The following is a 23,493-nucleotide window of genomic DNA, read 5'->3' on the forward strand; positions in this document are numbered from 1 at the left end:
TTTTCTTATATAAAATCATTAATTCTGTATTATTTTTTATTAAGCTAACATATGTAATATTTGAGTTACCATAAGAGCACAATAAGTACCTATGACATTTCCTAAAAGTCCCATAAGCACACCTACTGGTATTAATACTGGATTATGAACTCCAGCAATCATAGGAGCTGTAGTTACTCCTCCTATATTAGCTATACTTCCTACCTCACAAGTAAATAGGTCCAGCTTAAACAGTTTCGCAAGTCCTATAAATGAAATAGCATGTACAAGAACTACTACTAAACCAAACATTATGTAAACAGGAGCTTCTGACAACCCAAAGAAATTTGCTTTACTACCTGTAGCTGCAAGAAGTAAATACATAAACACATTTCCTACTAATGTACTTCCCTTAAGTTTTGATATTTTAGTCATACCTAATAATATTGATACTGTAGATGCAACAAGTACTACCCACATAGTTTCATTAAGTATACCTGAAGTTGGAAGTATCTTAGATACAATTTGTGCGAAAGCTGCTACTCCAAATCCAACAGAAAGTAAAGTCATAAGTTCTACAAATGTAGGTGCTGTATTATCTTTATTTTCTTTTTCAAGCTTTGATGTAACCTCATCTATAAAACTTGTGTCACACTTTGTCCATTTATTAAATTTAGGACCAAATTTTACAGACATTAGACAAACAGACATCCATACTGTATATCCTATAGAACCCATAAGTATTGCATAGCTAAGACCTTCTTCCGCAACTCCTAGAGCATTAGCTGCTGCAATCATATTTGATGAGCCACCTATCCATGAACCAGATGCTGCCCCAAGAATTTTCCATGAATCTGCACCCATTGAACCTTTAAAAATTATAAATGCTATGACAAATCCAAGCATAAATGTAAATGTAGCACAGAAAAACGATAATAACATTTTAGGACCCATTTTTAATATTTTTCTTAAATCACATTGAATTAACAAGAACACTAACATTAATGGCAAAAAATTTACTGTTATTATATTTTGATACGTTCCAACATCATCATTTTGTGCAAACAAACCAAATGATGCTAGTATAGCTGCTCCTAAGTAGATTAAAAGCATCGGATTGATGACATCAAATATTTTCCACTTCAATTTATCTACCATAAAAAAAATTACACCTACAAATACAACCAAGAAACTACAATATACAAATCCATTCTCAATCACATTATACACATCCTCTCTTTTCCTAATTAATTTTATTTTTTATGATTCCTAATAAAGACCTTTTCTTCAGAAAATAAACAATTAAAATAAATATTTTTATCTATATTGTGCTAATTAAATACATATATACCTAGCTATTTACATATATTAATAAAGGTTTGCAGATTAATTACTTTAGAAATGAATAATCTGAATTTAAAATCTTTTTCAACAATTATTCTATTACTAAAATTTTTATTTGTAAAGATAATTAAACTAAATATTTCATTTATTTATTCGTTTTGTTTTATATTTATCTTTATTAATTATGTAATAAAACTATTTTTACTTTAAATCTATATAATATAAATTAAATTTATTTTATATACTTTTTTTTTAAATACGTTTAGATTTTTTTCTTTCATTTTTAGTTTTCAGAACATTCGTATTTATGTTATAATTTGTATGAATATATATTTTTTAGGAGGAAATAATATGAATTTAAATTTAACTAATACTATAAATTTAATGAAAAAATATTTAGATATCCCAAGTCCAGCTGGATATACTGAAAATGCAGTTTTAGAAAGTAAAAAAGATTTTGAATCATTAGGTCTTAATACTATTCTTACAAAAAAAGGTGCACTTATAGCTACTCTTCCTGGTGAAGATGATTCAAATCAAATAACAATATCTGCACATATGGATACACTTGGAGCTATGGTAAAAGAAATATCATCTGATGGTACTCTTAAATACCATAAAGTTGGTGGTGGATGTTGGGCTGCTATAGAAGGTGAAAACTGTACTATTATAACTAGAAAAGGTAAAAAAATTAGAGGAAGTGTTGTATTTAAATACGCTTCTACTCATATATATGGTCAAACAAAAGCTGCATCAGAAAGAAATGAAGAAACAATGATTATCCGACTTGATGAAAAAGTATTTACAAAGCAAGATGTATTAGATTTAGGAATAAGTGTTGGAGATTTTGTATGTCTAGACCACCGTTTTGAAGCTACAGAATCTGGTTTTATAAAATCTAGATATATAGATAATAAAGCAGCTGTAGCAATGGTTCTTGAAATATGCAGATATTTTAAGGAAAATAACTTAACACCTAAACATACTACCAATTTTTATATAAGTAATTACGAAGAAATTGGACATGGTGTTTCTAAAGCTTTACCTGAAAAAACAAGAGAATTTGTAGCAATAGATATAGCACCAACTGGACCAAGTCAAACATCTAGTGAACATGGTGTGACTATAGTTGCAAAAGATAATTTATCATTGTATGATTTTAATTTAAGAAACAAGCTTGTCGATGTTGCAGAAGACAATAATTTAGACTACACTGTCGATGTATTTACTTTCTATGGTTCAGATGCTTCAGAAGCTATTCGTTGGGGAGAAGACGTTCAAATAGCATGTGTTGGTCCTGGAACAAACAATAGTCACCACTATGAAAGGACTCATATAGAAGCTATCGAAAACACTCTAAAATTGCTTATAAACTATATGCTTAAAAAATAATTAAATACAAATTTTACTAAAGTCATTTCTTAACAAATAACCAAATTTAAGTTTTATTTTTATACAAAAATTGGTTTTTCTATAGACTTAATTTAAATTTACTACTATTATATAAGTAGCTTCAATTTTCTTCAGTTAATTTTTATATAAGTCACATAAATTATATAAAAATTTTCTTTAGTTAATTGTTGTTAAATTAAATTTTTACAAGCTAACCCTACCAGAAAAGAGTTATCTAATCTGTAAGGAAATAGTTTAATATAGCACATTATACTTGTGTAATTAATAACTTTTCTTTTGTAGAAACTTTTCTTTAAAAGAAAAGTTTTTTGATTTTGGATTTGTTTAAGACATATTTTCTGAGTTAGGAGGATATTTATGAAAAAGGTTGCAGTCATAAGTGCTATTTTAGAAGAGCCAAAAGAATGTCAGCTTAAATTTAATGAGGTTGTGTCAGGTTTTAAAGGTATTATTAAAGGCAGAATGGGAATTCCTTGTGAAGAAGAAGGTGTATCGATTGTATGTATAGCAGTTGTTGGCGAAATGGATACTATCAATAGTTTGACTGGTAAATTGGGAAACATACCTCATGTATCTGTAAAAACTAGTATATCAAAAAAAGAAATTTAAGGTGGTGAGTACAAATGAGTCTAAATTCTACTCCACAATCAATAAGAGTACATATAGGTCTCTTTGGTAAAAGAAATGCAGGTAAATCTAGCATAATAAATGCTATAACAAATCAAAGTGCTGCGATAGTGTCAGATGTTGCTGGAACTACTACAGACCCAGTATTTAGACCAATGGAAATCCTTCCTATAGGACCTTGTGTTCTTATAGATACTGCCGGTCTTGACGATGTTGGTGAACTTGGTGAACTTAGAATAAGTAAATCATTAGATGTTTTGGAAAAAACAGATATAGCTTTACTAGTAGTTGATTGCCAAATTGGTATATCAAAAGAAGATTTAATACTAATTGAAAAGTTTAGTGATAAGAATATACCTCATATTTTAGTTCTTAACAAGATTGATACAATTAAAAATCACTCTGAAATTTTAGACTTAACTAAGAATAAAGTTAAATGTCCAGTTGTTTCTGTCTCATCAACAGATAAAATTGGAATTGAAGATTTAAAGAATGAAATAATAAGAGTCTTGCCTAAAGACAGTACTGAGTTTAAATTGGTATCAGATTTAATTGAACCAAATGATTTAGTTGTTTTGGTAGTTCCAATAGATAAAGCAGCTCCAAAGGGAAGACTTATACTTCCTCAACAGCAAGTTATAAGGGATATTTTAGATACTGGGGCAATTTCTATCGTTACAAAGGAAGATAGTTTAAAAGAAACTCTATCTAGCTTAGGCAAAAAACCAAAACTTGTTATTACTGACTCTCAAGTATTTCCAAAGGTAGATAAAGATACTCCAAAAGATATTCCTCTTACATCTTTTTCTATATTATTTGCTAGACAAAAGGGAGACCTTAAAGAATTAATTAATGGCGCTTATGCTTTAGAAAATTTAAAAGATGGTGATAAAGTCTTGATGGCTGAGGGTTGTACTCATCACAGACAGACTGATGATATTGGAACAGTAAAGATTCCTAACATGATTAGAAAGAAAACTGGTAAAAATATTACTTTTGAATTTAGTTCCGGAGTATCCTTCACTGAAGATATAAATAAATATGCACTTGTAGTTCATTGTGGAGCTTGTATGATGAATAGAGCTGGAATGTTATCTAGAATAGAAAAGGCAAAATCTTTCAATGTACCTATAGTAAACTATGGTATTTTAATAGCATATGTAAAAGGTATTTTAGAAAGATCACTTGAACTTTTCAATTACTAAAAATTTAACTATATTTAATAATTACATATTTGTATATGACTAAAAATAAGATTAAATACTTTATAGATAAACTTTACAGCATAAATTCATTAAGCTTTGATGAACTACTATATTTAATAGAAAATATCGACAATGAAGAATATAACTTTGAACAAAATTTAAGAAACTATCTTTATAAGCAAGCTAGCGACATGAGGAATAAACATTATGGAAATATAATCTATTTGAGAGGACTTATAGAACTTACAAACTATTGTAAAAATAATTGCTACTATTGTGGAATACAATCTTCTAATAAAAATATCACAAGATACAGACTTTCACTTGATGAAATACTTGAATGTTGTGATATAGGTTATAAAATAGGATATAGAACATTCGTTTTGCAGGGTGGTGAAGATACATATTTTAATGATGATAAAATATGTGAAATTGTTTCTAGCATAAAAAATAAATATGAGGATTGTGCCATAACACTATCATTAGGAGAAAAGAGTTATGACTCATATAAAAAATACTTTTTAAGTGGTGCAGACAGATATCTTTTAAGACATGAAACTGCTACAGACAGTCATTATAAAAAATTACATCCACCAAACATTGAACTTAAAACTAGAAAGGAATGCCTAAAAAACCTTAAGGAAATTGGTTATCAAGTAGGTGCTGGATTTATGGTTGAATCACCATTTCAAACCAATGAGGACCTTGTTCGTGATTTATTATATCTAAAAGAATTAAATCCTCATATGGTTGGGATAGGACCTTTTATTCCACACCATGATACAATATTTAAAGATTATAAACATGGAGATTTAGAAAAGACATTACTTATGCTTTCAATTACAAGACTTCTACTTCCAAAAGTTTTATTACCTGCTACAACAGCCCTTGCATCTATAAACCCTAGTGGTAGAAATGCAGGTCTTTTAGCTGGCTGTAATGTAATTATGCCAAACCTTTCTCCTCAAGAATTTAGAAAACAATATTCTCTTTATGATAACAAAGCCTTTACTGGTCAAGAAGCTTGTGAGTATCACGAAAGTTTAGAAGAAAACATCAAGTCACTAGGACTTAAAGTCGACTATTCTCGTGGTGATAATATTGAATGGAGGCGTTTGTAAATGTTCATAAAACATGAACTGATTAATTCTTTGTTAGAGGATGCAAAAAATTCAACTTATGATGATATTGAAAAGGTACTTGATAAGGCTGATAGAAGGGAAAAACTTAGTTATAAAGATATAGCTACTCTTCTTGAAGTAGAAGATAAAAAACAACTAGATAGATTATTTAGTATAGCTGGGCAAATAAAAAACGAAATATATGGTAATAGAGTGGTTTTATTTGCCCCTCTTTATGTATCAAACTACTGTGTAAATGAATGTGTTTACTGTGGTTTCAGTACATGCAACAAATTTAAAAGAAAAAAACTTACTATGGATGAAGTAAAAGAAGAGGTTAAAATACTAGAAAAAATGGGTCATAAAAGACTTGCTCTAGAGGCTGGTGAAGACCCTAAGAACTGTGATATAAATTATATTTTAGATTGCTTAGATGCAATTTACTCAACATATAACGAAAATGGAAATATAAGAAGGGTAAACGTTAACATAGCTGCTACAAGCGTAGATGAATACAAGTTACTAAAAGAAAAAGGAATAGGAACTTATATATTGTTCCAAGAAACTTATCATAAACCAACATTTATAAAAATGCATGGTCAATCTATAAAAAATGACTACTATTACCATTTAACAGCTTTTGATAGAGCTATGGAAGCTGGTGTTGATGATGTTGGTGCTGGAGTCTTATTTGGTCTATCTGACCCAAAATTTGAGGTTCTAGGACTTATGATGCACAATGAGCACTTAGAGGAAAAATTTGGAGTAGGATTCCATACTATATCTTTTCCTAGATTAAAAAAAGCTGAAGGAATGAGTTTAGAAGATTTTCCTCACTTAGTTTCTGACGATATGTTCAAAAAAATAGTAGCTATAACTAGATTGGCTGTTCCTTTTACTGGAATCATAATGTCCACTAGAGAAACTGCTGATATGAGAAATGAATTGCTAAAGTATGGTGTATCACAAGTCAGTGCAGGTTCTCTGACAGGTGTTGGAGGATATAAAGCATATGAAGATGGTGACAATACAGAACAATTCGAAGTTGGAGACCATAGAAACCCTGTAGAAGTGCTTAAAGAATTAATAACTGATGGATATATCCCTAGTTATTGTACAGCTTGTTATCGCAAAGGTAGAACTGGAGATAGATTTATGAGCTTAGCTAAAAGCCGCCAAATCCACAATGTCTGTACACCAAATGCTCTTACTACATTAAATGAATTTCTAATTGATTATGGTGATGATGAGCTTAAAGCTATGGGCAAAAAACTTATCACAGAAGAAATAGCTAAGATAGAAAGAGAAGATATAAGAAACATAGTATCTAACAATATGACTGCCTTAGAGCGTGGAGAAAGAGATTTATACTTATAAAATTTTGTTACTTATATATTATTTATTGTATATTCTATAGGTTAGTAGTAATATTATCTAAAGGGAAAGTTTAAGGGAGGGAGATTAACATTGAAAGATAACAACAATACCAATAAAACTATTCAATTTGGAGAAAAAAAAGCTAGCCTAGAAAGCAATATTCAAAAAAATAAAAATATCAAACTTGATAATACACACAAAGTCATTCCTTACCCTAAAAATAGAAAAAAGGATGATAAAAAGAAAAGTAACAAGAAAAAGAATACAAATACCAATAAATCTAAAGTTAATAAAAATAATTATGGTCATTCTTTTTTTAACAACAAATATAAATATAAAAGAAAACCTTATGTTATTGCTTTATACACAGTAATTTTTATTCTTTTAGCAATCTTAATTATAACTAAATTGACAGATAATACGAGCAAAGGTAACTATTCTCGTAATACTGTTTCTGATGCTCACAAGAATGACATCCAAAACATGACCCTTAATGAATCAACTAATCTTCTTACTTGTGGGTAATTTAAAAGAGTTATCTCATTTCAGAAATCACTTTCTAAAACTGAGATAACTCTTATTTTTATTTAATATTTATTTTACCAACCTTGAGTTACTTCATATACTTCATCACCAATTCTACCATTTAAGTAATCATCTATTGCAGAATCTATGATGCTCATTGCTTTATCTACTTGTTCCTTAGTTATTACTAGAGGAGGTTGTACTCTTAAAGTAGATTGTCCTAAGAATATCATTATTAAACCAGTTTGTATACATCTGTAGCATATCTTAGCTGTAGCATCTGGATTTTTTTCATTAGAACCATTTCCTTTAACTATATCAACTCCTATAGATAACCCTAAAGCTCTTATTTCTCCAATTATATCGTATTTTTCTCTTAATTTCTCAAATCCTGCTTTAATATAATCTCCCATTTCTATACTCTTTTGAAGTAAGTTTTCTCTTTCGATTATTTCTATAGATTTTAAAGCAGCTACACATACTGTTGTATTTCCAGCTAAAGTAAATAGATGTGCTGGTGCATCAAGACTTTGCATTATCTCAGTTCTTCCAACAACTGCTCCTAAAGGTAATCCACCTCCAACAGATTTTCCAAGAACTAGAAGGTCTGCTTCAACACCAAAATTTTCTATACCAAACCACTTACCTGTTCTTCCCATACCTTGTTGTATTTCATCACTTATAAGTAGTATTCCATTTTCTTTACATATTTTACTTAAACCTTGTACCCACTCTACTGGAGGCACTATTATTCCTGCATCTCCTGCAATTGGTTCTATAAATATTGCAGCTACTTCTTCTGCTGGTAGATAGTGTGCAAAAGCATATTCTATCTCATCTAAACATTCTTTAGCTGTTCTATTTTTATCAGGATAGTGGAAGTGATAAACTTCTGGTAATAATGGACCCATTTTTCTTCTCATATTTGTACTTAATGCAGATATAGATATAGCTCCATAAGTACTTCCATGATAAGATTCATACATAGATATTATTTTTGTTCTTCCAGTATACCCTCTTGCTAGTTTTATAGCAGCATCTATACAAGCAGAACCTGTTGCACTGTATAATACTTTTTTATCATTATCTCCAGGGGCTATTTCCACAAGCTTCTCAGCTAATTTTACAGGAGGATCACTATGGAAATACGCAAGTGTATATTGTGTAATATCATCCATTTGTTCTTTAACTGCTTGTGAGATTTCCTTATTTCCATGACCTACATTCGCAGAGCCTGCACTTGCTAAAAAATCAACATACTCATTACCTTCATAATCATATAACATTGCACCATCACCTGATTTAAATGCTACTGGATAGTAAGGTATTTTTTGAGTTTTAGCAACATATTTTTTTTCTTCTGTACTTATCATTTGACTAGTTATCTCGCTCATTGGCAAATCATCCCCTCTTTAAATAGATTTATGTTTTAAAATTATTGCGATTTATAAAGATATTCTCATATAAAATTCTTTATATACTTAATGTTATTATCTTTGGCACAAATTGTCAATATATGTTTTTATAATTTTCAAAATATTTGTTATTCAGAAACAATATATTTTATTCTTATCAAATAAACATTATTCCACAAAAAATAAAGGACTCTATTCTATTTTTATAGAGTCCTTTGCAAATTAACTTATAAATACTATTATTCTGTTTATTTTTTATTAAATTATATAATCATCTTTTACTCTCCCTAATAATCTCTTTAAAATGCTCTAATTGCTCTTGTTGTTTTTTATGTTTTATATATGGGAAAGCTTTGATAACTCTTTTTTGTAATATGATATTGGATTCTATACGGTCTAATTTACTGTTTATTTTGTTTATTTTTTCTCTAGTTTCTAATTCATCATTATTTACTGTTTTAAATAAAGACTGTATCTCTCCTCTATCAAATTTATCAAGCTTCACATTTATATCATTAAGGTCTGTAATTATCTCATCTAGCAAGCTTAACTTTATATCCAATTTTTTAAGTGTTATAATAGTAACAATCAAATCAAGCATAGTCCAAAGTGTTGTAACTACAGCTATTGATATTAATATTCTATATGGAATTGTTCCTACAAAATACTTTATAAATGGATGTATTAATTTTATTATTAAAACAGACATTATACCAAAGTATATTGCATTTTTTAAACATACTCTACCCTTTATATTGAATTTTCTGTCAGAATAATCCCACCATTTTGCATGAAATAAGGTTTCTAGAATAAATCCTGTAAAGTATTCTAATATTGTAGTTAAAATCATACCTAAGAGAAATATTATGATTATATTATCAAACCTTCCCAATAGTGATATTACAATTACTGCTCCAAAGCCATAAACAGGACATATTGGACCATTTAAAAAGCCTCTATTAATTATTCTTTTACTTGCTATAGAACATCCTATACTTTCTACTATCCATCCTAAAAAAGAATATATAAAAAAGTATAAGATATACCTTATTATTTCCATAATTTATCTCTACTCCTTCACTAAGTTGTCTTATTTTATGCATAATGTAAAAATAATTATAGAAATAGTTTTTTCGTTTTTTATATTTGTTATTCTTTTATTTTTAATTAATATCCTATTCATTCAATCCAATTAACAATTTACTAGCCACAATTCCATGTTTATCTTTTGATTGGTTTTCTTTATCAATCCAAACATAAAATGCATCATATTTCCTTAACAAGGGTAAATTCTTCACATCAAATTCCTGATATTTAACTATGTCACTTTTTGATTCTTCAGTAATAACATAGGATACTAATCTTGTATTTTCATTTAAATAAATTCTTATGTTTCCATTACTATCAATTATATTTTCTGGTCTCTTAACTCTATTACTAGAACCTGTTTTAATGGTTATTGCGCCTTTTTCAAAGTTCTCAAATGTACCAATTATGTCCACTTCATCTTTATTTATATCTTTAATTATTTCTTTATTTTCTTCAATTAATATTTTTGATACTTTTTTATCTGGTTTAAATCTAAGCTTTAGTAAATCTTGATAATTTATAGAAATAATTCCTAATCCTATAACTCCTAAAACCAAGCTAGTACCTATTATAGCCTTGAATTTTGTTATATTATTAGGAAATAATTTAGTCATATTTATGTAAATAGTAATACCAATTATACCACCCAATGAATTTAAAATAATATCGTCTATATCACTACTTCCAAGAGCAAAAATATATTGTATTGCTTCAAATGCTAAACTAATAAATACAATTACTGTAAAAATGTTTCTTTTACTTAACTTTTTAAATAATATAGGAAAGAAAATTCCCATCGGAATAAATATGCATACATTTCCTATGATATTTGCAATAGCTCTCATAAAGCTAATATTACTGTCTGTGATAAATTCCCATATTGTGTAAAATGGGATTAAATTTACAGACCTAAATATTCCTTTGGAAATAGTGTAAATTGGTACATCTTTAAATAAAATTATTCTTATAAGCACTAGAATATATACAAAAAATATTATATATACAATTGATAGCAAGAATTTTTCTAATTTTTTATTTTCTACCACTGATAAGCACCTTCTCTCTTAATATTTAAATGGTAACAATAAATATTTAAGACGATTTTAAAATTTTCTTAAAATTTTCTTAAATATTTATTAAAAACATAAAAAAGCCTACACTTAAAAGTGTAGACCTTAACAAATTCTTATACAAATATCTCCTATTGAACAACGAACAATATAAGTGTAGAAGAAACAATAACCAAGGTTAAAAGAAGTCTAGCATATAAAAAGTTTTTCTCTTTTAACATAACCCCAGAAATCCCAAATATAAAAAATATAGATGCAATAAATTTACCAAGAATATTATTATTTGGATAATAACTAAAAAGCATAAAACAAAGTACAAATGTAAGTACTCCTATTGCATTAAATATAATTTTATTAGATGCTATTTTTCCTTTATTAAAAAAGAAGCAAAATATTGATACTAAATCTAAAAATAAAAATACATAAAACATTCCTTTGAAAACGTCCATTTTTATACCCCCTAAAAATTATAATTATAATATCAGATTTATTTCACATAATTATCAATATACTAATAACGCCTATAATATTATAGGTTTATATTACTAGTGTATTACCTCATATTCATACATATTATAATCACACTCATACATATTTAAAGACTCATATGTTGCTTTTGCATTTATGTTTTCTTTTTCTACATATAATCTCATCCCAACAATATTTTCATCTCTATCACACATATTTTTTATATAATTAAATAAATAATTAAAGATACCTTTTCTTCTATATTCTTTCTCTACGTATACGCTCTGAATCCAAAGAAAATTTCCATTTCGCCAATCGCTCCACTCATATGTATACATAATCTGTGCAACAACCTTATCAAACACTGTATAGACATGATATTTACCTTTTCTTTCATCTAACAATAATGCTTTTACACCTTTAGTAAGAACATCCATATCAAGCTCTTTTCCTTCAGTTTCTTTAGCTAAATTATAGTTAAATTTTGCTATTACATCCAAATCATCTATACGAGCTTCCCTTATCTCTATTAATTCTTCATTTTCGTATAACTCTATGTAATCCTTTTGTTGCTCCATATTTATTCCCCCATATCTATTTTATTACATTGATGTTTTTGCTTAAACATATTTATAGTGTCTTTTCTATCTTCATAAATGCATAGTCAAATGTAGCTTCCAAATTCCCATTATTTTTTCCTCCACCTTGAGCTAATACTTGACTTCCTCCACCTTTACCATCTATAAGGCTTATTGCGTCTTTTAATAAACTTCCCATGTTAATGTTTTTCAAATTTTTAGAACATGCAAAAACTAGGTTTATTTTATCCTCAAACTTAACCGCTAATAGTGCAATCTTATTTTCATCTTCTGTAATCTTATTTGCTATTTTATTTACATATTTTAAATCTTCATTATCATAGACCTTTTTAATAACTGAAACAGTATCAATTTTACTTGCATTTTCAATCATTTCTTTAACTTGATAGTTAGCTACTACTTCTTCAAGTTTTCTTTTTTTACTTAGAGCTTCTTCTACTTTATTGTTTAAATTTACGATACCATTTATAGCATCTTCTTCACTACAACTCAAATATCTACATATTTTAGTTAAATATATATCCCTTTTTAATACTTCATCTACTGCCCTTTTACCTGCTAAAAATTCTATTCTTGTACTTGACTTATGCTTTTCCCATTTCTTTATTTTTATCATTCTCAATTCGCCAGTTGATTTTGGATGCACTCCACAACATGCATTCGTATCTAAATCACCTATTTTTACTACTCTTATCTCTTCATCAGTATTTGGTAAATCACGTCTTATCCAAATTTTTTTTAATTCTTTCTTTGTTGGAAGTAATGTCTCTACCTGTATATTCTGACGAATAATTTCATTGGCAAGTAACTCTATCTCCCTAATTTTATCCTCATCTAAATTACCTTCTATATCTACTGTACTATACTCATTTCCAAGATGAAAACCTGTCGTATTTGCATTAAAGGTTTTAAAAAAACATCCAGATAATACGTGTTGTCCAAAATGTTGATGCATTCCATCTTCTCTTCTATCCCAATCAATACTACACTTTACCTTATGTATCTTTATAGGTTTTTTGTCTAACACATGATATACTTTTTTCCCATCTTCATACACACTTATTACATCATAATTATCTATTCTTCCTAGGTCTCCAAACTGACCTCCTCCCCCAGGAAAAAACGCTGTCTTATCTAACAAAACATGATACTTATTTTCTACTTCTTTTATTTCAATTATTTCTGCTGTAAAATCTCTTATATACTGGTCTGTATAATATAACTTTTCCATTTTAATCCTATCTCCATTTTCTTAATTCTAGACTACTTTACTTTTTAAATACAAATTTCAAGCTATACTTAATTTAATTGTATTAAAATAGAACTCATACTAATTCTTTAAAAATCATCTTCTACTATATTTTAACATATAGATATTAGTGTTAACAAATTTATAATTGTATATTATTCCAATATTTCATAACATGTATTCTTACTTATTTTCTTAATATAATAAAAAGTATATTAAAACATGTTAAATTACAAAATAAGCTTTAATCTCTTTTACTAATCTCATCTGTTATTAATGATTTTGAAATATACATTGCTTTTATAATATTCTTAAAGCGTGTATGATGAGAGGTCCCCTCAGAAAACTTTATCTGTCCTTTTTCACATTTGCTAATAATTGAATTTACAGGTGGTAAAGCTTCTATTAATTCTTCTTTCGTATATTTATCTATAATATCTTTAGATTCTATCAATAACTTAGAAATATATAAGGCTTTTATTCTATTTCTAAGAAGGGAATGTTGAGAAGTACCTTCTGCAAATTTTGGTTGTACTTTTTCACAATTAATAATACTTGAAGATACCACTCTCAGTGCTTCTATCAATTCTTCCTTTGTATAGCCATTCATAATATATCTTCTCCTTTATTTTTTAATTTGAAGAAATAGTATACCTCAACTTAGTCTCATTATCAACTAATGTCATTATTATTTGTACGCATCTTTTAACTCATAAATATTTTAAATATAAGTGACATTACATATTTTAATACGTATTAATAATTTTTAATATACATATATTACTTAACATTCATTAATATAAAGTACATTAACATTGCTTTTTTAAAAATTTTAGTATAAAATCATATTAAATAAATTTTCTGAAATAATAGAATATTTAAATATATAAAAACAGCTTTTAATAACATTATAATTTTCTTATAAATGTGTCGTTGTTTTAGGGGGAGTGATTTAAAATGGCAATAAAGCCAAGAAAAATATCTATTGTGGGGTCAGGACATGTTGGCTCTCATTGTGGATTTAGTTTGATAACTCAAGGAGTTTGTGATGAGCTCTTTATGATTGATATAGATGAGGCTAAAGCAAAAGCTCAAGCTTTAGATTTAGCTGATGCAGTTTCTTATTTACCACATAAAGTATCTATAGAAAAGGGAACTTTTGCTGACTGTCAAGATTCAGATATAGTAGTAATAAGTGTTGCTGACTCTTCAGAAGGACCTTTACGTAGACAAAATACAACTAGATTAGACCTACTAAGACCAACCATTGGAATGATAAAATCTATAGTAGAACCTATAATTAATTCTGGTTTCGATGGCATATTTATAGTCATATCTAATCCTGTTGATGTAGTTACAAATTATATTTGGGAAAAATCTGGTTTTCCTAAAAATAAAGTTATTGGAACTGGTACAGCTTTAGATTCGACAAGACTTAGAAGACTTCTATCTGAAGAAACTGGAATAGCTCAACAGTCAATACAAGCTTATTCTATGGGTGAACATGGAGATTCTCAAATGGTTCCTTGGTCTCATGTTTCAATTGGTGGTAAACCAATCTTAGACATGATAAAGGACAATCCAAACACTTATGGAAAGCTAGATTTGCCGTCAATAGTTGAAAAAAATAAAAAAACAGGCATAAGTATAATAAATGGTAAAGATTGCACAGAATTTGGAATAGGTACTGCTTTAGTAGAAATTGTAAAAGCTATATTACATAATGAGAAAAAAATTCTACCAATTTCTACTCTATTAGAAGGTCAATACAATGAAACAGATGTATTTGCAGGTGTTCCTTGTGTTATCGGAAAAGATGGTATAGAAGAAATCATTGAAATCAATCTCTCTGAAGAGGAACAAAATGAATTTAGTAAATCTTGCTCTGTTTTAAGAGAGCATATTGCACTTTCAAAAACACTTTAGATTCAAAATTATTTTAAAGTAGTTTTATCTAAATAATTTATGATACTCTATGATTATCGTAGAGTATCATAATATGTATACATAAAACAAAATGTAAGGAGATGTTAAACTTGGCAATAAAACCTAGGAAAGTATCAATAATTGGAACTGGCCACGTTGGTTCGCATTGTGGATTTAGCTTGGTAACTCAAGGGGTTTGTGATGAGTTACTAATGGTTGATATAGATGAAAGCAAATCAAAAGCTCAAGCTTTAGATTTAGCTGATGCAGTTTCTTATCTGAAACATGCTATAAAAATAAAGAGTGGCTCACTTGATGATTGTAAAGATTCTGATATTGTAGTGATAAGTGCTGGTCCGTTACCTGAAAAAAATCAGACTAGATTAGATACACTTGAATCTACAATTAATGTTATAAAGACGATAATAAAGCCTATTGTTAAAGCTGGATTTGATGGGATATTCATTGTAATTTCAAATCCAGTAGATGTAATTACTGACTATATATGGAAGACTTCTGGTTTACCTAAAAATAAAGTTTTAGGTACAGGTACTGCACTTGACTCCTCAAGACTTAGAAGGCTTTTGGCAGAGACAACAAATATTCCTCAACAATCAATACAAGCTTATTCTATGGGCGAACATGGAGATTCTCAAATGGTTCCTTGGTCTCATGTTTCAGTTGGTGGTAAACCATTATTTGATATTATTAAAGAAAATCCCAATACTTATGGTAAATTAAATTTAGATGAATTAACTGAAAAAACAGCAAGAGCTGGTTGGGATGTTCTTTACGGTAAAGGCTCTACTGAATTTGGTATTGGAACGGCCCTAACAGAAATAGTAAAAACTATATTCCACAATGAAAGAAAAATTATACCTGTCTCAACTTTACTTAATGGTGAATATGGACAAGACAATGTATTTGCTGGTGTGCCTGCTATAATTGGTGCAAATGGAGTTGAATCTATAGTAGAAATAAACTTAACTGAGAATGAACAAGATAAATTCAATAAGTCATGTGATATTTTAAAAAAATACATTAAAGTTGCTGAGAATCTTTAAATTGATAATAAAATAATATAGCTTTAGAGCAATATTGTATTTAAAATTTTAACTAAAAGCAGGTAAATACTCATAACAAAAATAGATTAACTAAGTTAATGTTCAAGTTATTTATACCTGCTTTTAATTTTAATACTAAAATATCAATCTACTTTTTTTCACCAAATTTTATAACTTTGCTTTTTTTATTTATATTTTGAGATAGGAATCCTTTTTTTAATCCCATCAACAATTCTAAATCTTCTGGATAAAGATTTATTCCAAATTCTTCTAAACTTGATACTATACTATTTGTACTCATTATTTTATTTTCTATCAATAATTCGACTGCTTTTTTTAAATATGTTGGGCTTGAGCCTTTCATTTTATCTAGTGGTTCTTCTACTAACCATCCTCTTTTATCCATCTCATTCATAAGATAATTGTATTTTTTGTAATTTATCTTTCCTAGATTATATGCTCTAAAAATCATAGCAGATATAGGTACAATCCACTTCTTCTTTAATTCTACATAATAGTCCACATCTTCTGGATGACTTAAATCTTCCAAAAAAGTCTCTTTAGGTAATAAAAATACACAGGCATACTCATCTGCTGAAAATTGTTTATTTGGTATTTTTAATTCACTTGATACTATATAGCCAAGCTCATATGCCAAATTATAATTTCTAATTGCTGCTGATTTTTTGTCATTTCCAAGAGATATTAAGTATTTAACTTCTTTCCCAATTCTCTGTTTTTGAGTAAAGATTGTCGCCCCTTTTTTATCTACATTCATACCTGATATTATAACTCCATTAGATTCTAGTAAGTTTACCATATTTACTATTGGACTTTTATTTAAATTCCAAAACTCTCTAGTTTTATATGCAAGGCTTTCTATATCATTTATATTAGTATCCGCCATTATTCTTTTATTTGGTAAATTTTCTTTTGGAAACTTAATATAACTCTCCATAAATGAGTATATTTTATGAATAATTATCATTTTTTCTCTATAAGAAATTTCTTCTACTCTAGGCAGTTTAGATTGAGGATTAAAATGACTATCCTCAACAATAACATTCATATTTTCATTTCTATAAAAATACTCTTTTGGAAAATTTAATACATTTGATAATTTTAATGTATTTTCCATATTAGGAATATATTTATTTTCTTCAAAAGCCTTCAAATCTTTCTTATTTATTTTAGTTTCATTGGATAACTGTTCTATAGTCTTTGCTCTAAAAGTTCTAGCTGATTTTAATCTCTTTCCATTAAAGTCTTTTAAATTCATTTGTTTTCTCTCTTTCAAAATTAAATTCTTAATCTATCAATATAAATTATAAGATTACAATTAATAATTTATCATATTATTGACAAAAAAACAAAAGATGAAAATATATATTTTCATCTTTTATCTAAGCTTATAATAAATAACTTTAATTATTTAAAAAGTTTGAGATATTCTCCATATCCTAAACCTTCCATCTCTTCTTTAGGTATAAATTTAAGAGAGGCAGAATTTATGCAGTATCTTAAACCTCCAATTTCTTTTGGTCCATCATCAAATACATGACCTAAGTGAGAATTCCCTTTAGCACTTCTTACTTCAACTCTATACATACCTTGTGAGAAATCACTTCTCTCAACTATAGATTTATCTATTACTGGCTTTGAAAAACTTGGCCATCCACATCCTGCATCAAATTTATCTTTTGATGAAAATAAAACTTCTCCACTTACAATATCAACATAAATCCCTTCTTTATCATTATCATAGTATTCATTTTCAAAAGGTACCTCTGTCATATCGTTTTGAGTAACTTCAAATTGTATAGGAGTTAAAGTCTTTTTTAATTCTTCTCTATTTATATTGTTTCCATCCCAGTGACTTTTTACAAAATTATATCTACCTGAACCTTTATAATACATATTATAGTTTAATGGTCTTTTTTTATAATAATCTTGATGATTTTCTTCTGCCTCATAAAATTTAGTTGCTGGAATTATAGCAGTTACTATTTCACTATCGAATATTTTACTATTTTCCAAATTTTCTTTTGATTTTAAAGCTATATTTTTTTGTTCTTCATCATGATAAAATATAGCAGTCTTATATTGAGTTCCCCTGTCACCAAATTGCCCACCATCATCTGTAGGATTAATCTGTTTCCAAAATATATTTAGTAGTTCATCATAGCTTATTATGTCATCATCATAAGTTATTTGAATAGCTTCTACATGACCAGTTGTTCCTGAACATACCTCTTGATATGTAGGATTTTCAACATGACCACCTATATATCCAGAAATTACCTTTATAACCCCATCATATTTATCAAAAGGCTTCACCATACACCAAAAACATCCACCTGCAAAAGTAGCAAGTTTTATCATTTTTATCACTCCTTAAAAAAAATTATATTTTATTTATTCCCTAAGAAGTAGGTTAATAATCTTGTATTTTATTGTTTTTATCCAATTGATAAAATAGTTCTTATAAATATAATTCTACATTAAATCTATTTTCTATAAAAACTTTTTTTATTTATCCATCCAAAAGCATCTTTTATGTCACAATTTTCTCCCAAAGATATCAAGTATTCTAACTCATCATAATTATCCATAGCCACATCTTTTTCCATTTTGGGATTTAGTCTATAGTAATTATCTCCAAGAAGCTTTTGAGAAAACAACTGGCTCATTTGAGAATTTCCTTCTAATGTTATAGATATAATTGGTAAATCGGGTTCTTTATTAATTATCCAATCAATAGCTCCCCATTCAGTAGTATCTGCCTTTATACTATTATATACATATCCAGTTCCTATTGAAAAAAGTCTTGTATTTTTAAGTTTAAGCCCACTATCAATGGCATGAATTATACATGCTAAACTTGGGTCAGTTGCTATTATTCCACCATCAATATGTCGATTATACGTTGGAAAAAACACTGGAGCAGCACTACTTGCCATTGCTACATCTATAACTTTACTAGTCTTTGTAAGAGAACTTGGCATATTATTATAAAAAACTGGTTTCCATGAGTTTTCTTCATTTCCTATATAAAAACTTGGTATCATTACTAATTTTTTTAAGTCTTTTAATTCTAGTTCTTCTGGAAATATACTTAGTAAAACTTCTTTTAAATTTTTATTTTCATACTTCGGTCTCAGCATTTCTGCATAACTTTTACTGAAAATATGCTTTGAATTTTCTATTGAATAGAGTTCTTTTATGTCTTTTGGACTTACACCATACGCAAGACCTAATGCGATTAAACTTCCTGTAGACGTACCTCCAAACATATTTATATTATCTAATAAATTTGGATACTCATTTACCATTCTCTCAAGTATAGCTATACTCAATGCTCCTCTTAATCCCCCACCATCAAAAGTTAATATATTAAAATTAGAATTCTTCATATACATATACCCCCACATAAAATACCTTATTGATTTTAAATTTCGGTTAAAATAATTTCATTATAGTATATATATTTTATGCAAGTTCTATATAACGATGTTACCATTTCGATATTTAAAGTACTTTGTACTGTACATACCTTATAATATCTAAAATAAATATTATAGAATATCGTATTTGTTTTAGATATTATAAGTAATAAAATTGATGTATTAAAATAATTTCTGTACCTTAATATATTATAAAAAATAAATAAGAGTTATCTTTTAAGTAAAGACAACTCTTATTTATTTTAATTGCTTATATTTAAAAATATTTTAATTACAAATACTTCTCTTCTTAAATATATTTATTTTCTTTATCCTAGTATTTTCTTCATATCTTCTTCTGGAGTAGATATAGGAGTTAATGCAAATTTGTCAACCAATATATCTAATACATTCTGAGATAAGAATGCTGGTAAAGAAGGTCCTATATAGATATTTTTAATGCCTAAATGAAGTAATGTAAGAAGTATACAAACTGCCTTTTGTTCATACCATGATAATACCATGCTAAGAGGCAACTCATTTACTCCACAGTCAAAAGCATTTGCCAATGAAACTGCCACTTGGATTGCACTATAAGCATCATTACATTGTCCCATATCCATTAAACGTGGTAAACCACCGATTTCTCCAAGGTCTAAATCATTAAATCTATATTTTCCACATGCAAGTGTCAATATAACAGTATCTTTAGGAGCTTGCTTTACAAATTCAGTGTAATAATTTCTTCCAGGTTTTGCACCATCACAACCTCCAACTAATAAAAAGTGTCTTATATCTCCACTTTTCACAGCATCTATTACTTTATCTTGTACAGATGAAACTGTACCTCTTGCAAAACCAGTAGTTAATGTGTCTCCTCCATTAATACCAGTCATATGAACATCTTCTTTATATCCCCCAAGTTCAAGAGATTTTTCTATTACACTAGAAAAGTCTTTGTCTTCATCAATATGAATCATACCTGGATAAGCAACTACTTCTGTAGTAAATACTCTATCTCTATAACTATCTTTAACAGGCATTAAACAGTTTGTTGTAAATAGTATTGGAGCAGGAATATTATCAAACTCTTTTTGTTGATTTTGCCATGCTGTACCAAAGTTTCCTTTTAGATGCTTATATTCTTTTAATTTTGGATATGCATGTGCTGGTAATAACTCTCCATGAGTATATATATTTATTCCCTTATCTTTTGTTTGTTCTAATAATTTGTGTAAATCATAAAGGTCATGTCCTGTAACTACTATGAATGGTCCTTTCTCAATTTTCATAGGTACTTGAGTTGGCTCTGGTGTTCCATAAGTTTCAGTATTTGCTCTATCAAGTAATTCCATACATTTTAAGTTTATTTCTCCAGTTTTCATAACCAATCCTAAAAGTTCGTCAATAGACAAGTCCCCTCCAACAGCTATTAATCCTTCATAGAAAAATTCATTTACTTCTTTGTCTGTATAACCAAGTACCATTGCATGATATGCATAAGCAGCCATACCTCTTAGACCAAACAGAATTAATGACTTTAATGAACGTATATCTTCATTATCACTCCACAAATCCTTCATATCATAGTTATCATTTCTACTACAAGTTGTTGCACAGTCTGAACATCTAGGTACAAGTTTACTTTTTTCTATCTCAGTTTTTTCAATTTGTCTCTTTATAGCTTCATCATCAAAACTTACATTTGTTATGGTAGTAAATAATCCCTCTATCATAACTTTATCTGTTTCACTTGTTGGTCTATTTTTATTTCCAATTGTTGCTCTTGAAAGACCAATTAATACTCCTGTAAGTTCATCTTGTAAATTGGCTGTACCCCCCTTTTTACCACATACCCCATTTATAGTACATCCTTTACCTCCTGCTGTTTGTTCACATTGAAAACAAAACATATTCTCCATCTTTATTCCTCCCTTTTTATTTATTAAAATTTATTATATTTTTTGTAATTAACTTAATTAAATTTCTTCATCTACTATTTTTCCATCTACAGATATAGTAACTATTTGCCATGGTATCATCTTTCCACTGTTTTGTAGTGCTGTCTTAACAGCATTTACTATACCACCACAACAAGGAACTTCCATACGTGTTACTACTATATTTTTAATATCATTCACTTTTAAAATCTCTGTAAGTTTTTCAGCATAATCTACTTCATCAAGTTTAGGACAACCAATTAATGTAACTTTGTTTTTCATAAACTTATTATGGAAATTTCCGTATGCATATGCTGTGCAGTCTGCTGCTATTAAAAGACTTGCATTTTTTAAATATGATGCATTAGCTGGTACCAGTTTTATTTGCACTGGCCACTGATTAAGCTGAGACCCTTGTGCTTCAACTACTACATTATTGTTTATCTGTTTACTATCTGAAACTTCTCTATTTATAGATTTAGACTGAGAACCTGGACATCCACACGCTAGATTTGTCTTTTGTGCTTTCTTGGCTTCCATGTTTGCTTTTACTGCTGCTTCATCATACTCTGCAGCTTCTCTATACTCAAATGAAATAGCATTTGTTGGACAAGTTGGTAGACAATCTCCTAGACCATCACAATAATCATCTCTTAAAAGTTTTGCTTTTCCATTTACCATTCCTATAGCTTCTTCATGACAAGCTTCAACACATAGTCCGCAACCATTACATTTTTCCCCATCAATTTTAATTATTTTTCTCATCATTTATATCACCTCATAAAATTTTTTTAATTTAAAGTATTAATTTCTTAGGTATTTATTTTTAAAACCTACATCTTTTTTCAAAGTTTTTGTAGTATGATTTTTATATCTCCTTGCTTTTATAAATTTAGTATAGTACAATAAAAACAAATTATCGGTTGCATATGCAACAAGGAAGTGATTATTTGAAAAAATTTTTAGAAAAACATATAAATCTGCTAAAAAAAATTCCTCTATTTGAAGGAATTAAAAACGACGAACTTGAAGCAATGTTAGAATGTCTAGGTGTTGTTGATAAGATTTATCCAAAGGATAGCATAATATTCTCAGTTGGAAGTGAAGTTACTTCTATTGGAATTATGCTTAAAGGAAGTGCACATATAATAAAAGAAGACATTGAAGGTAATAGGAATATTGTAGCTGAGCTCTTACCTGGAGATTTATTTGGAGAAGTATTTGCATGTACTAGACTACATAAAAGCAATGTCACAGTAACTACAACATCTTCTTGCGAAGTTTTATTTATAAAGTTTAAAAGTGTAACTGGTATTTGTTCATCTACATGTGTATTTCATAATAGATTAATTGAAAACATGCTACAATTAATAGCTGAAAAAAATATTTTACTTCACAATAAAATAGAATTACTTTCTCGTAAAACTACTCGTGAAAAATTACTTATGTATTTTTCACGACAAATAGAGCAAACAGGTAGCAACAAGTTTACAATTCCTTTTTCAAGAAATGAAATGGCTGACTTTTTGTGTGTTGATAGAAGTTCTATGTCAAGAGAGCTTGGTAAGATGAGAGATGAAGGTTTGTTATATTTCAATAAAAATAAGTTTGAAATATTCTGTTTTCAAAAATAAAATAT

At 28.3% G+C, this 23,493-nt stretch carries 22 protein-coding genes; 9 read left to right on the forward strand and 13 right to left on the reverse strand.

The window, feature by feature from the left end; translation table 11 throughout:
- Window positions 1-39: 39 nt before the first annotated feature.
- A complete protein-coding gene (locus ACTG44_RS11290; protein ID WP_021384976.1) occupies window positions 40-1,200 on the reverse strand; it encodes a DUF819 family protein in 1,161 nt (386 codons plus the stop codon).
- A 474-nt stretch (window positions 1,201-1,674) separates the two neighbouring features.
- On the opposite strand from ACTG44_RS11290, the gene ACTG44_RS11295 reads away from it, so the two are divergent.
- From ACTG44_RS11295 to ACTG44_RS11320, 6 genes are all read left to right on the forward strand, one after another.
- Window positions 1,675-2,715: a M42 family metallopeptidase gene (locus tag ACTG44_RS11295; protein WP_479919032.1), complete on the forward strand. Its 1,041-nt coding sequence runs from the start codon at window positions 1,675-1,677 to the stop codon at window positions 2,713-2,715.
- Window positions 2,716-3,093: 378 nt separating this feature from the next.
- Window positions 3,094-3,345: a TM1266 family iron-only hydrogenase system putative regulator gene (locus tag ACTG44_RS11300; protein WP_003430584.1), complete on the forward strand. Its 252-nt coding sequence runs from the start codon at window positions 3,094-3,096 to the stop codon at window positions 3,343-3,345.
- A gap of 14 nt (window positions 3,346-3,359) precedes the next feature.
- Entirely contained in the window at window positions 3,360-4,568 is a 1,209-nt protein-coding gene (hydF, locus tag ACTG44_RS11305; RefSeq protein WP_479920469.1) for a [FeFe] hydrogenase H-cluster maturation GTPase HydF, read from the forward strand.
- A 35-nt stretch (window positions 4,569-4,603) separates the two neighbouring features.
- A complete protein-coding gene (hydE, locus tag ACTG44_RS11310; RefSeq protein ID WP_021385018.1) occupies window positions 4,604-5,689 on the forward strand; it encodes a [FeFe] hydrogenase H-cluster radical SAM maturase HydE in 1,086 nt (361 codons plus the stop codon).
- Window positions 5,690-7,066, forward strand: coding sequence for a [FeFe] hydrogenase H-cluster radical SAM maturase HydG (gene hydG, locus ACTG44_RS11315; RefSeq protein ID WP_479920470.1), 1,377 nt, complete (start codon window positions 5,690-5,692; stop codon window positions 7,064-7,066).
- A gap of 90 nt (window positions 7,067-7,156) precedes the next feature.
- A complete protein-coding gene (locus ACTG44_RS11320) occupies window positions 7,157-7,591 on the forward strand; it encodes a hypothetical protein (RefSeq protein WP_021385013.1) in 435 nt (144 codons plus the stop codon).
- 74 nt (window positions 7,592-7,665) lie between these two features.
- Here the strand turns inward: ACTG44_RS11320 and ACTG44_RS11325 are convergent, their stop codons facing one another.
- From ACTG44_RS11325 to ACTG44_RS11355, 7 genes are all read right to left on the reverse strand, one after another.
- Window positions 7,666-8,985, reverse strand: a complete 1,320-nt coding sequence (locus tag ACTG44_RS11325) for an aminotransferase class III-fold pyridoxal phosphate-dependent enzyme (protein ID WP_044213613.1) — start codon at window positions 8,983-8,985, stop codon at window positions 7,666-7,668.
- A gap of 292 nt (window positions 8,986-9,277) precedes the next feature.
- A complete protein-coding gene (locus ACTG44_RS11330) occupies window positions 9,278-10,066 on the reverse strand; it encodes a putative ABC transporter permease (protein ID WP_021385009.1) in 789 nt (262 codons plus the stop codon).
- A gap of 115 nt (window positions 10,067-10,181) precedes the next feature.
- Entirely contained in the window at window positions 10,182-11,141 is a 960-nt protein-coding gene (locus ACTG44_RS11335; protein ID WP_479916925.1) for a VanZ family protein, read from the reverse strand.
- A 155-nt stretch (window positions 11,142-11,296) separates the two neighbouring features.
- On the reverse strand, window positions 11,297-11,614 hold the full coding sequence (locus tag ACTG44_RS11340; protein WP_479920471.1) for a hypothetical protein: 318 nt from the start codon (window positions 11,612-11,614) through the stop codon (window positions 11,297-11,299).
- A gap of 96 nt (window positions 11,615-11,710) precedes the next feature.
- Window positions 11,711-12,211, reverse strand: coding sequence for a GNAT family N-acetyltransferase (locus tag ACTG44_RS11345; protein ID WP_021385039.1), 501 nt, complete (start codon window positions 12,209-12,211; stop codon window positions 11,711-11,713).
- A gap of 52 nt (window positions 12,212-12,263) precedes the next feature.
- On the reverse strand, window positions 12,264-13,463 hold the full coding sequence (locus ACTG44_RS11350) for a DHHA1 domain-containing protein (protein ID WP_479920472.1): 1,200 nt from the start codon (window positions 13,461-13,463) through the stop codon (window positions 12,264-12,266).
- 262 nt (window positions 13,464-13,725) lie between these two features.
- The gene (locus ACTG44_RS11355) at window positions 13,726-14,091 is read right to left on the reverse strand and encodes a hypothetical protein (RefSeq protein ID WP_479919038.1); all 366 of its coding nucleotides are present in this window, start codon (window positions 14,089-14,091) and stop codon (window positions 13,726-13,728) included.
- Window positions 14,092-14,438: 347 nt separating this feature from the next.
- Here ACTG44_RS11355 and ACTG44_RS11360 point away from each other — a divergent pair, with 347 nt between their 5' ends.
- Both ACTG44_RS11360 and ACTG44_RS11365 read left to right on the forward strand, forming a co-directional pair.
- Window positions 14,439-15,407, forward strand: coding sequence for an L-lactate dehydrogenase (locus ACTG44_RS11360; RefSeq protein WP_021385008.1), 969 nt, complete (start codon window positions 14,439-14,441; stop codon window positions 15,405-15,407).
- 110 nt (window positions 15,408-15,517) lie between these two features.
- Window positions 15,518-16,471, forward strand: coding sequence for an L-lactate dehydrogenase (locus tag ACTG44_RS11365; protein WP_479920473.1), 954 nt, complete (start codon window positions 15,518-15,520; stop codon window positions 16,469-16,471).
- A gap of 148 nt (window positions 16,472-16,619) precedes the next feature.
- Here the strand turns inward: ACTG44_RS11365 and ACTG44_RS11370 are convergent, their stop codons facing one another.
- The 5 genes from ACTG44_RS11370 to ACTG44_RS11390 all read right to left on the reverse strand — a co-directional run bounded on the left by ACTG44_RS11370 (window position 16,620) and on the right by ACTG44_RS11390 (window position 22,622).
- The gene (locus ACTG44_RS11370) at window positions 16,620-17,750 is read right to left on the reverse strand and encodes a helix-turn-helix domain-containing protein (RefSeq protein WP_479920474.1); all 1,131 of its coding nucleotides are present in this window, start codon (window positions 17,748-17,750) and stop codon (window positions 16,620-16,622) included.
- Between the two features lie 149 nt (window positions 17,751-17,899).
- Entirely contained in the window at window positions 17,900-18,853 is a 954-nt protein-coding gene (gene msrA / locus ACTG44_RS11375) for a peptide-methionine (S)-S-oxide reductase MsrA (RefSeq protein ID WP_021385038.1), read from the reverse strand.
- A gap of 125 nt (window positions 18,854-18,978) precedes the next feature.
- Window positions 18,979-19,884 carry a patatin-like phospholipase family protein gene (locus tag ACTG44_RS11380; protein WP_021385003.1) on the reverse strand — a complete coding sequence of 302 codons (906 nt, stop codon included), beginning with the start codon at window positions 19,882-19,884 and terminating at the stop codon, window positions 18,979-18,981.
- A gap of 359 nt (window positions 19,885-20,243) precedes the next feature.
- Window positions 20,244-21,836 carry a hydroxylamine reductase gene (gene hcp / locus ACTG44_RS11385; RefSeq protein WP_021385025.1) on the reverse strand — a complete coding sequence of 531 codons (1,593 nt, stop codon included), beginning with the start codon at window positions 21,834-21,836 and terminating at the stop codon, window positions 20,244-20,246.
- 57 nt (window positions 21,837-21,893) lie between these two features.
- Window positions 21,894-22,622 carry an ATP-binding protein gene (locus ACTG44_RS11390; protein WP_479919041.1) on the reverse strand — a complete coding sequence of 243 codons (729 nt, stop codon included), beginning with the start codon at window positions 22,620-22,622 and terminating at the stop codon, window positions 21,894-21,896.
- A gap of 161 nt (window positions 22,623-22,783) precedes the next feature.
- Between ACTG44_RS11390 and ACTG44_RS11395 the strand changes: the two genes are divergently transcribed.
- Window positions 22,784-23,488, forward strand: coding sequence for a Crp/Fnr family transcriptional regulator (locus tag ACTG44_RS11395; RefSeq protein ID WP_044213616.1), 705 nt, complete (start codon window positions 22,784-22,786; stop codon window positions 23,486-23,488).
- Window positions 23,489-23,493: the final 5 nt, after the last annotated feature.

It is taken from the genome of Clostridioides sp. LIBA-2809, assembly GCF_056688965.1.

Excerpts from the sequence above, each read along its gene's own strand:
- ACTG44_RS11345 (WP_021385039.1), bottom strand. The coding sequence starts at position 12,211 with ATGGAGCAACAAAAGGATTACATAGAGTTATACGAAAATGAAGAATTA.
- hydE (WP_021385018.1), top strand. The coding sequence starts at position 4,604 with ATGACTAAAAATAAGATTAAATACTTTATAGATAAACTTTACAGCATA.
- ACTG44_RS11395 (WP_044213616.1), top strand. The coding sequence starts at position 22,784 with ATGCAACAAGGAAGTGATTATTTGAAAAAATTTTTAGAAAAACATATA.
- ACTG44_RS11295 (WP_479919032.1), top strand. The coding sequence starts at position 1,675 with ATGAATTTAAATTTAACTAATACTATAAATTTAATGAAAAAATATTTA.
- ACTG44_RS11360 (WP_021385008.1), top strand. The coding sequence starts at position 14,439 with ATGGCAATAAAGCCAAGAAAAATATCTATTGTGGGGTCAGGACATGTT.
- ACTG44_RS11380 (WP_021385003.1), bottom strand. The coding sequence starts at position 19,884 with ATGAAGAATTCTAATTTTAATATATTAACTTTTGATGGTGGGGGATTA.
- ACTG44_RS11355 (WP_479919038.1), bottom strand. The coding sequence starts at position 14,091 with ATGAATGGCTATACAAAGGAAGAATTGATAGAAGCACTGAGAGTGGTA.
- msrA (WP_021385038.1), bottom strand. The coding sequence starts at position 18,853 with ATGATAAAACTTGCTACTTTTGCAGGTGGATGTTTTTGGTGTATGGTG.
- ACTG44_RS11370 (WP_479920474.1), bottom strand. The coding sequence starts at position 17,750 with ATGAATTTAAAAGACTTTAATGGAAAGAGATTAAAATCAGCTAGAACT.
- ACTG44_RS11300 (WP_003430584.1), top strand. The coding sequence starts at position 3,094 with ATGAAAAAGGTTGCAGTCATAAGTGCTATTTTAGAAGAGCCAAAAGAA.
- ACTG44_RS11350 (WP_479920472.1), bottom strand. The coding sequence starts at position 13,463 with ATGGAAAAGTTATATTATACAGACCAGTATATAAGAGATTTTACAGCA.
- ACTG44_RS11340 (WP_479920471.1), bottom strand. The coding sequence starts at position 11,614 with ATGGACGTTTTCAAAGGAATGTTTTATGTATTTTTATTTTTAGATTTA.
- hcp (WP_021385025.1), bottom strand. The coding sequence starts at position 21,836 with ATGGAGAATATGTTTTGTTTTCAATGTGAACAAACAGCAGGAGGTAAA.
- hydG (WP_479920470.1), top strand. The coding sequence starts at position 5,690 with ATGTTCATAAAACATGAACTGATTAATTCTTTGTTAGAGGATGCAAAA.
- ACTG44_RS11325 (WP_044213613.1), bottom strand. The coding sequence starts at position 8,985 with ATGAGCGAGATAACTAGTCAAATGATAAGTACAGAAGAAAAAAAATAT.
- ACTG44_RS11390 (WP_479919041.1), bottom strand. The coding sequence starts at position 22,622 with ATGATGAGAAAAATAATTAAAATTGATGGGGAAAAATGTAATGGTTGC.
- ACTG44_RS11330 (WP_021385009.1), bottom strand. The coding sequence starts at position 10,066 with ATGGAAATAATAAGGTATATCTTATACTTTTTTATATATTCTTTTTTA.
- hydF (WP_479920469.1), top strand. The coding sequence starts at position 3,360 with ATGAGTCTAAATTCTACTCCACAATCAATAAGAGTACATATAGGTCTC.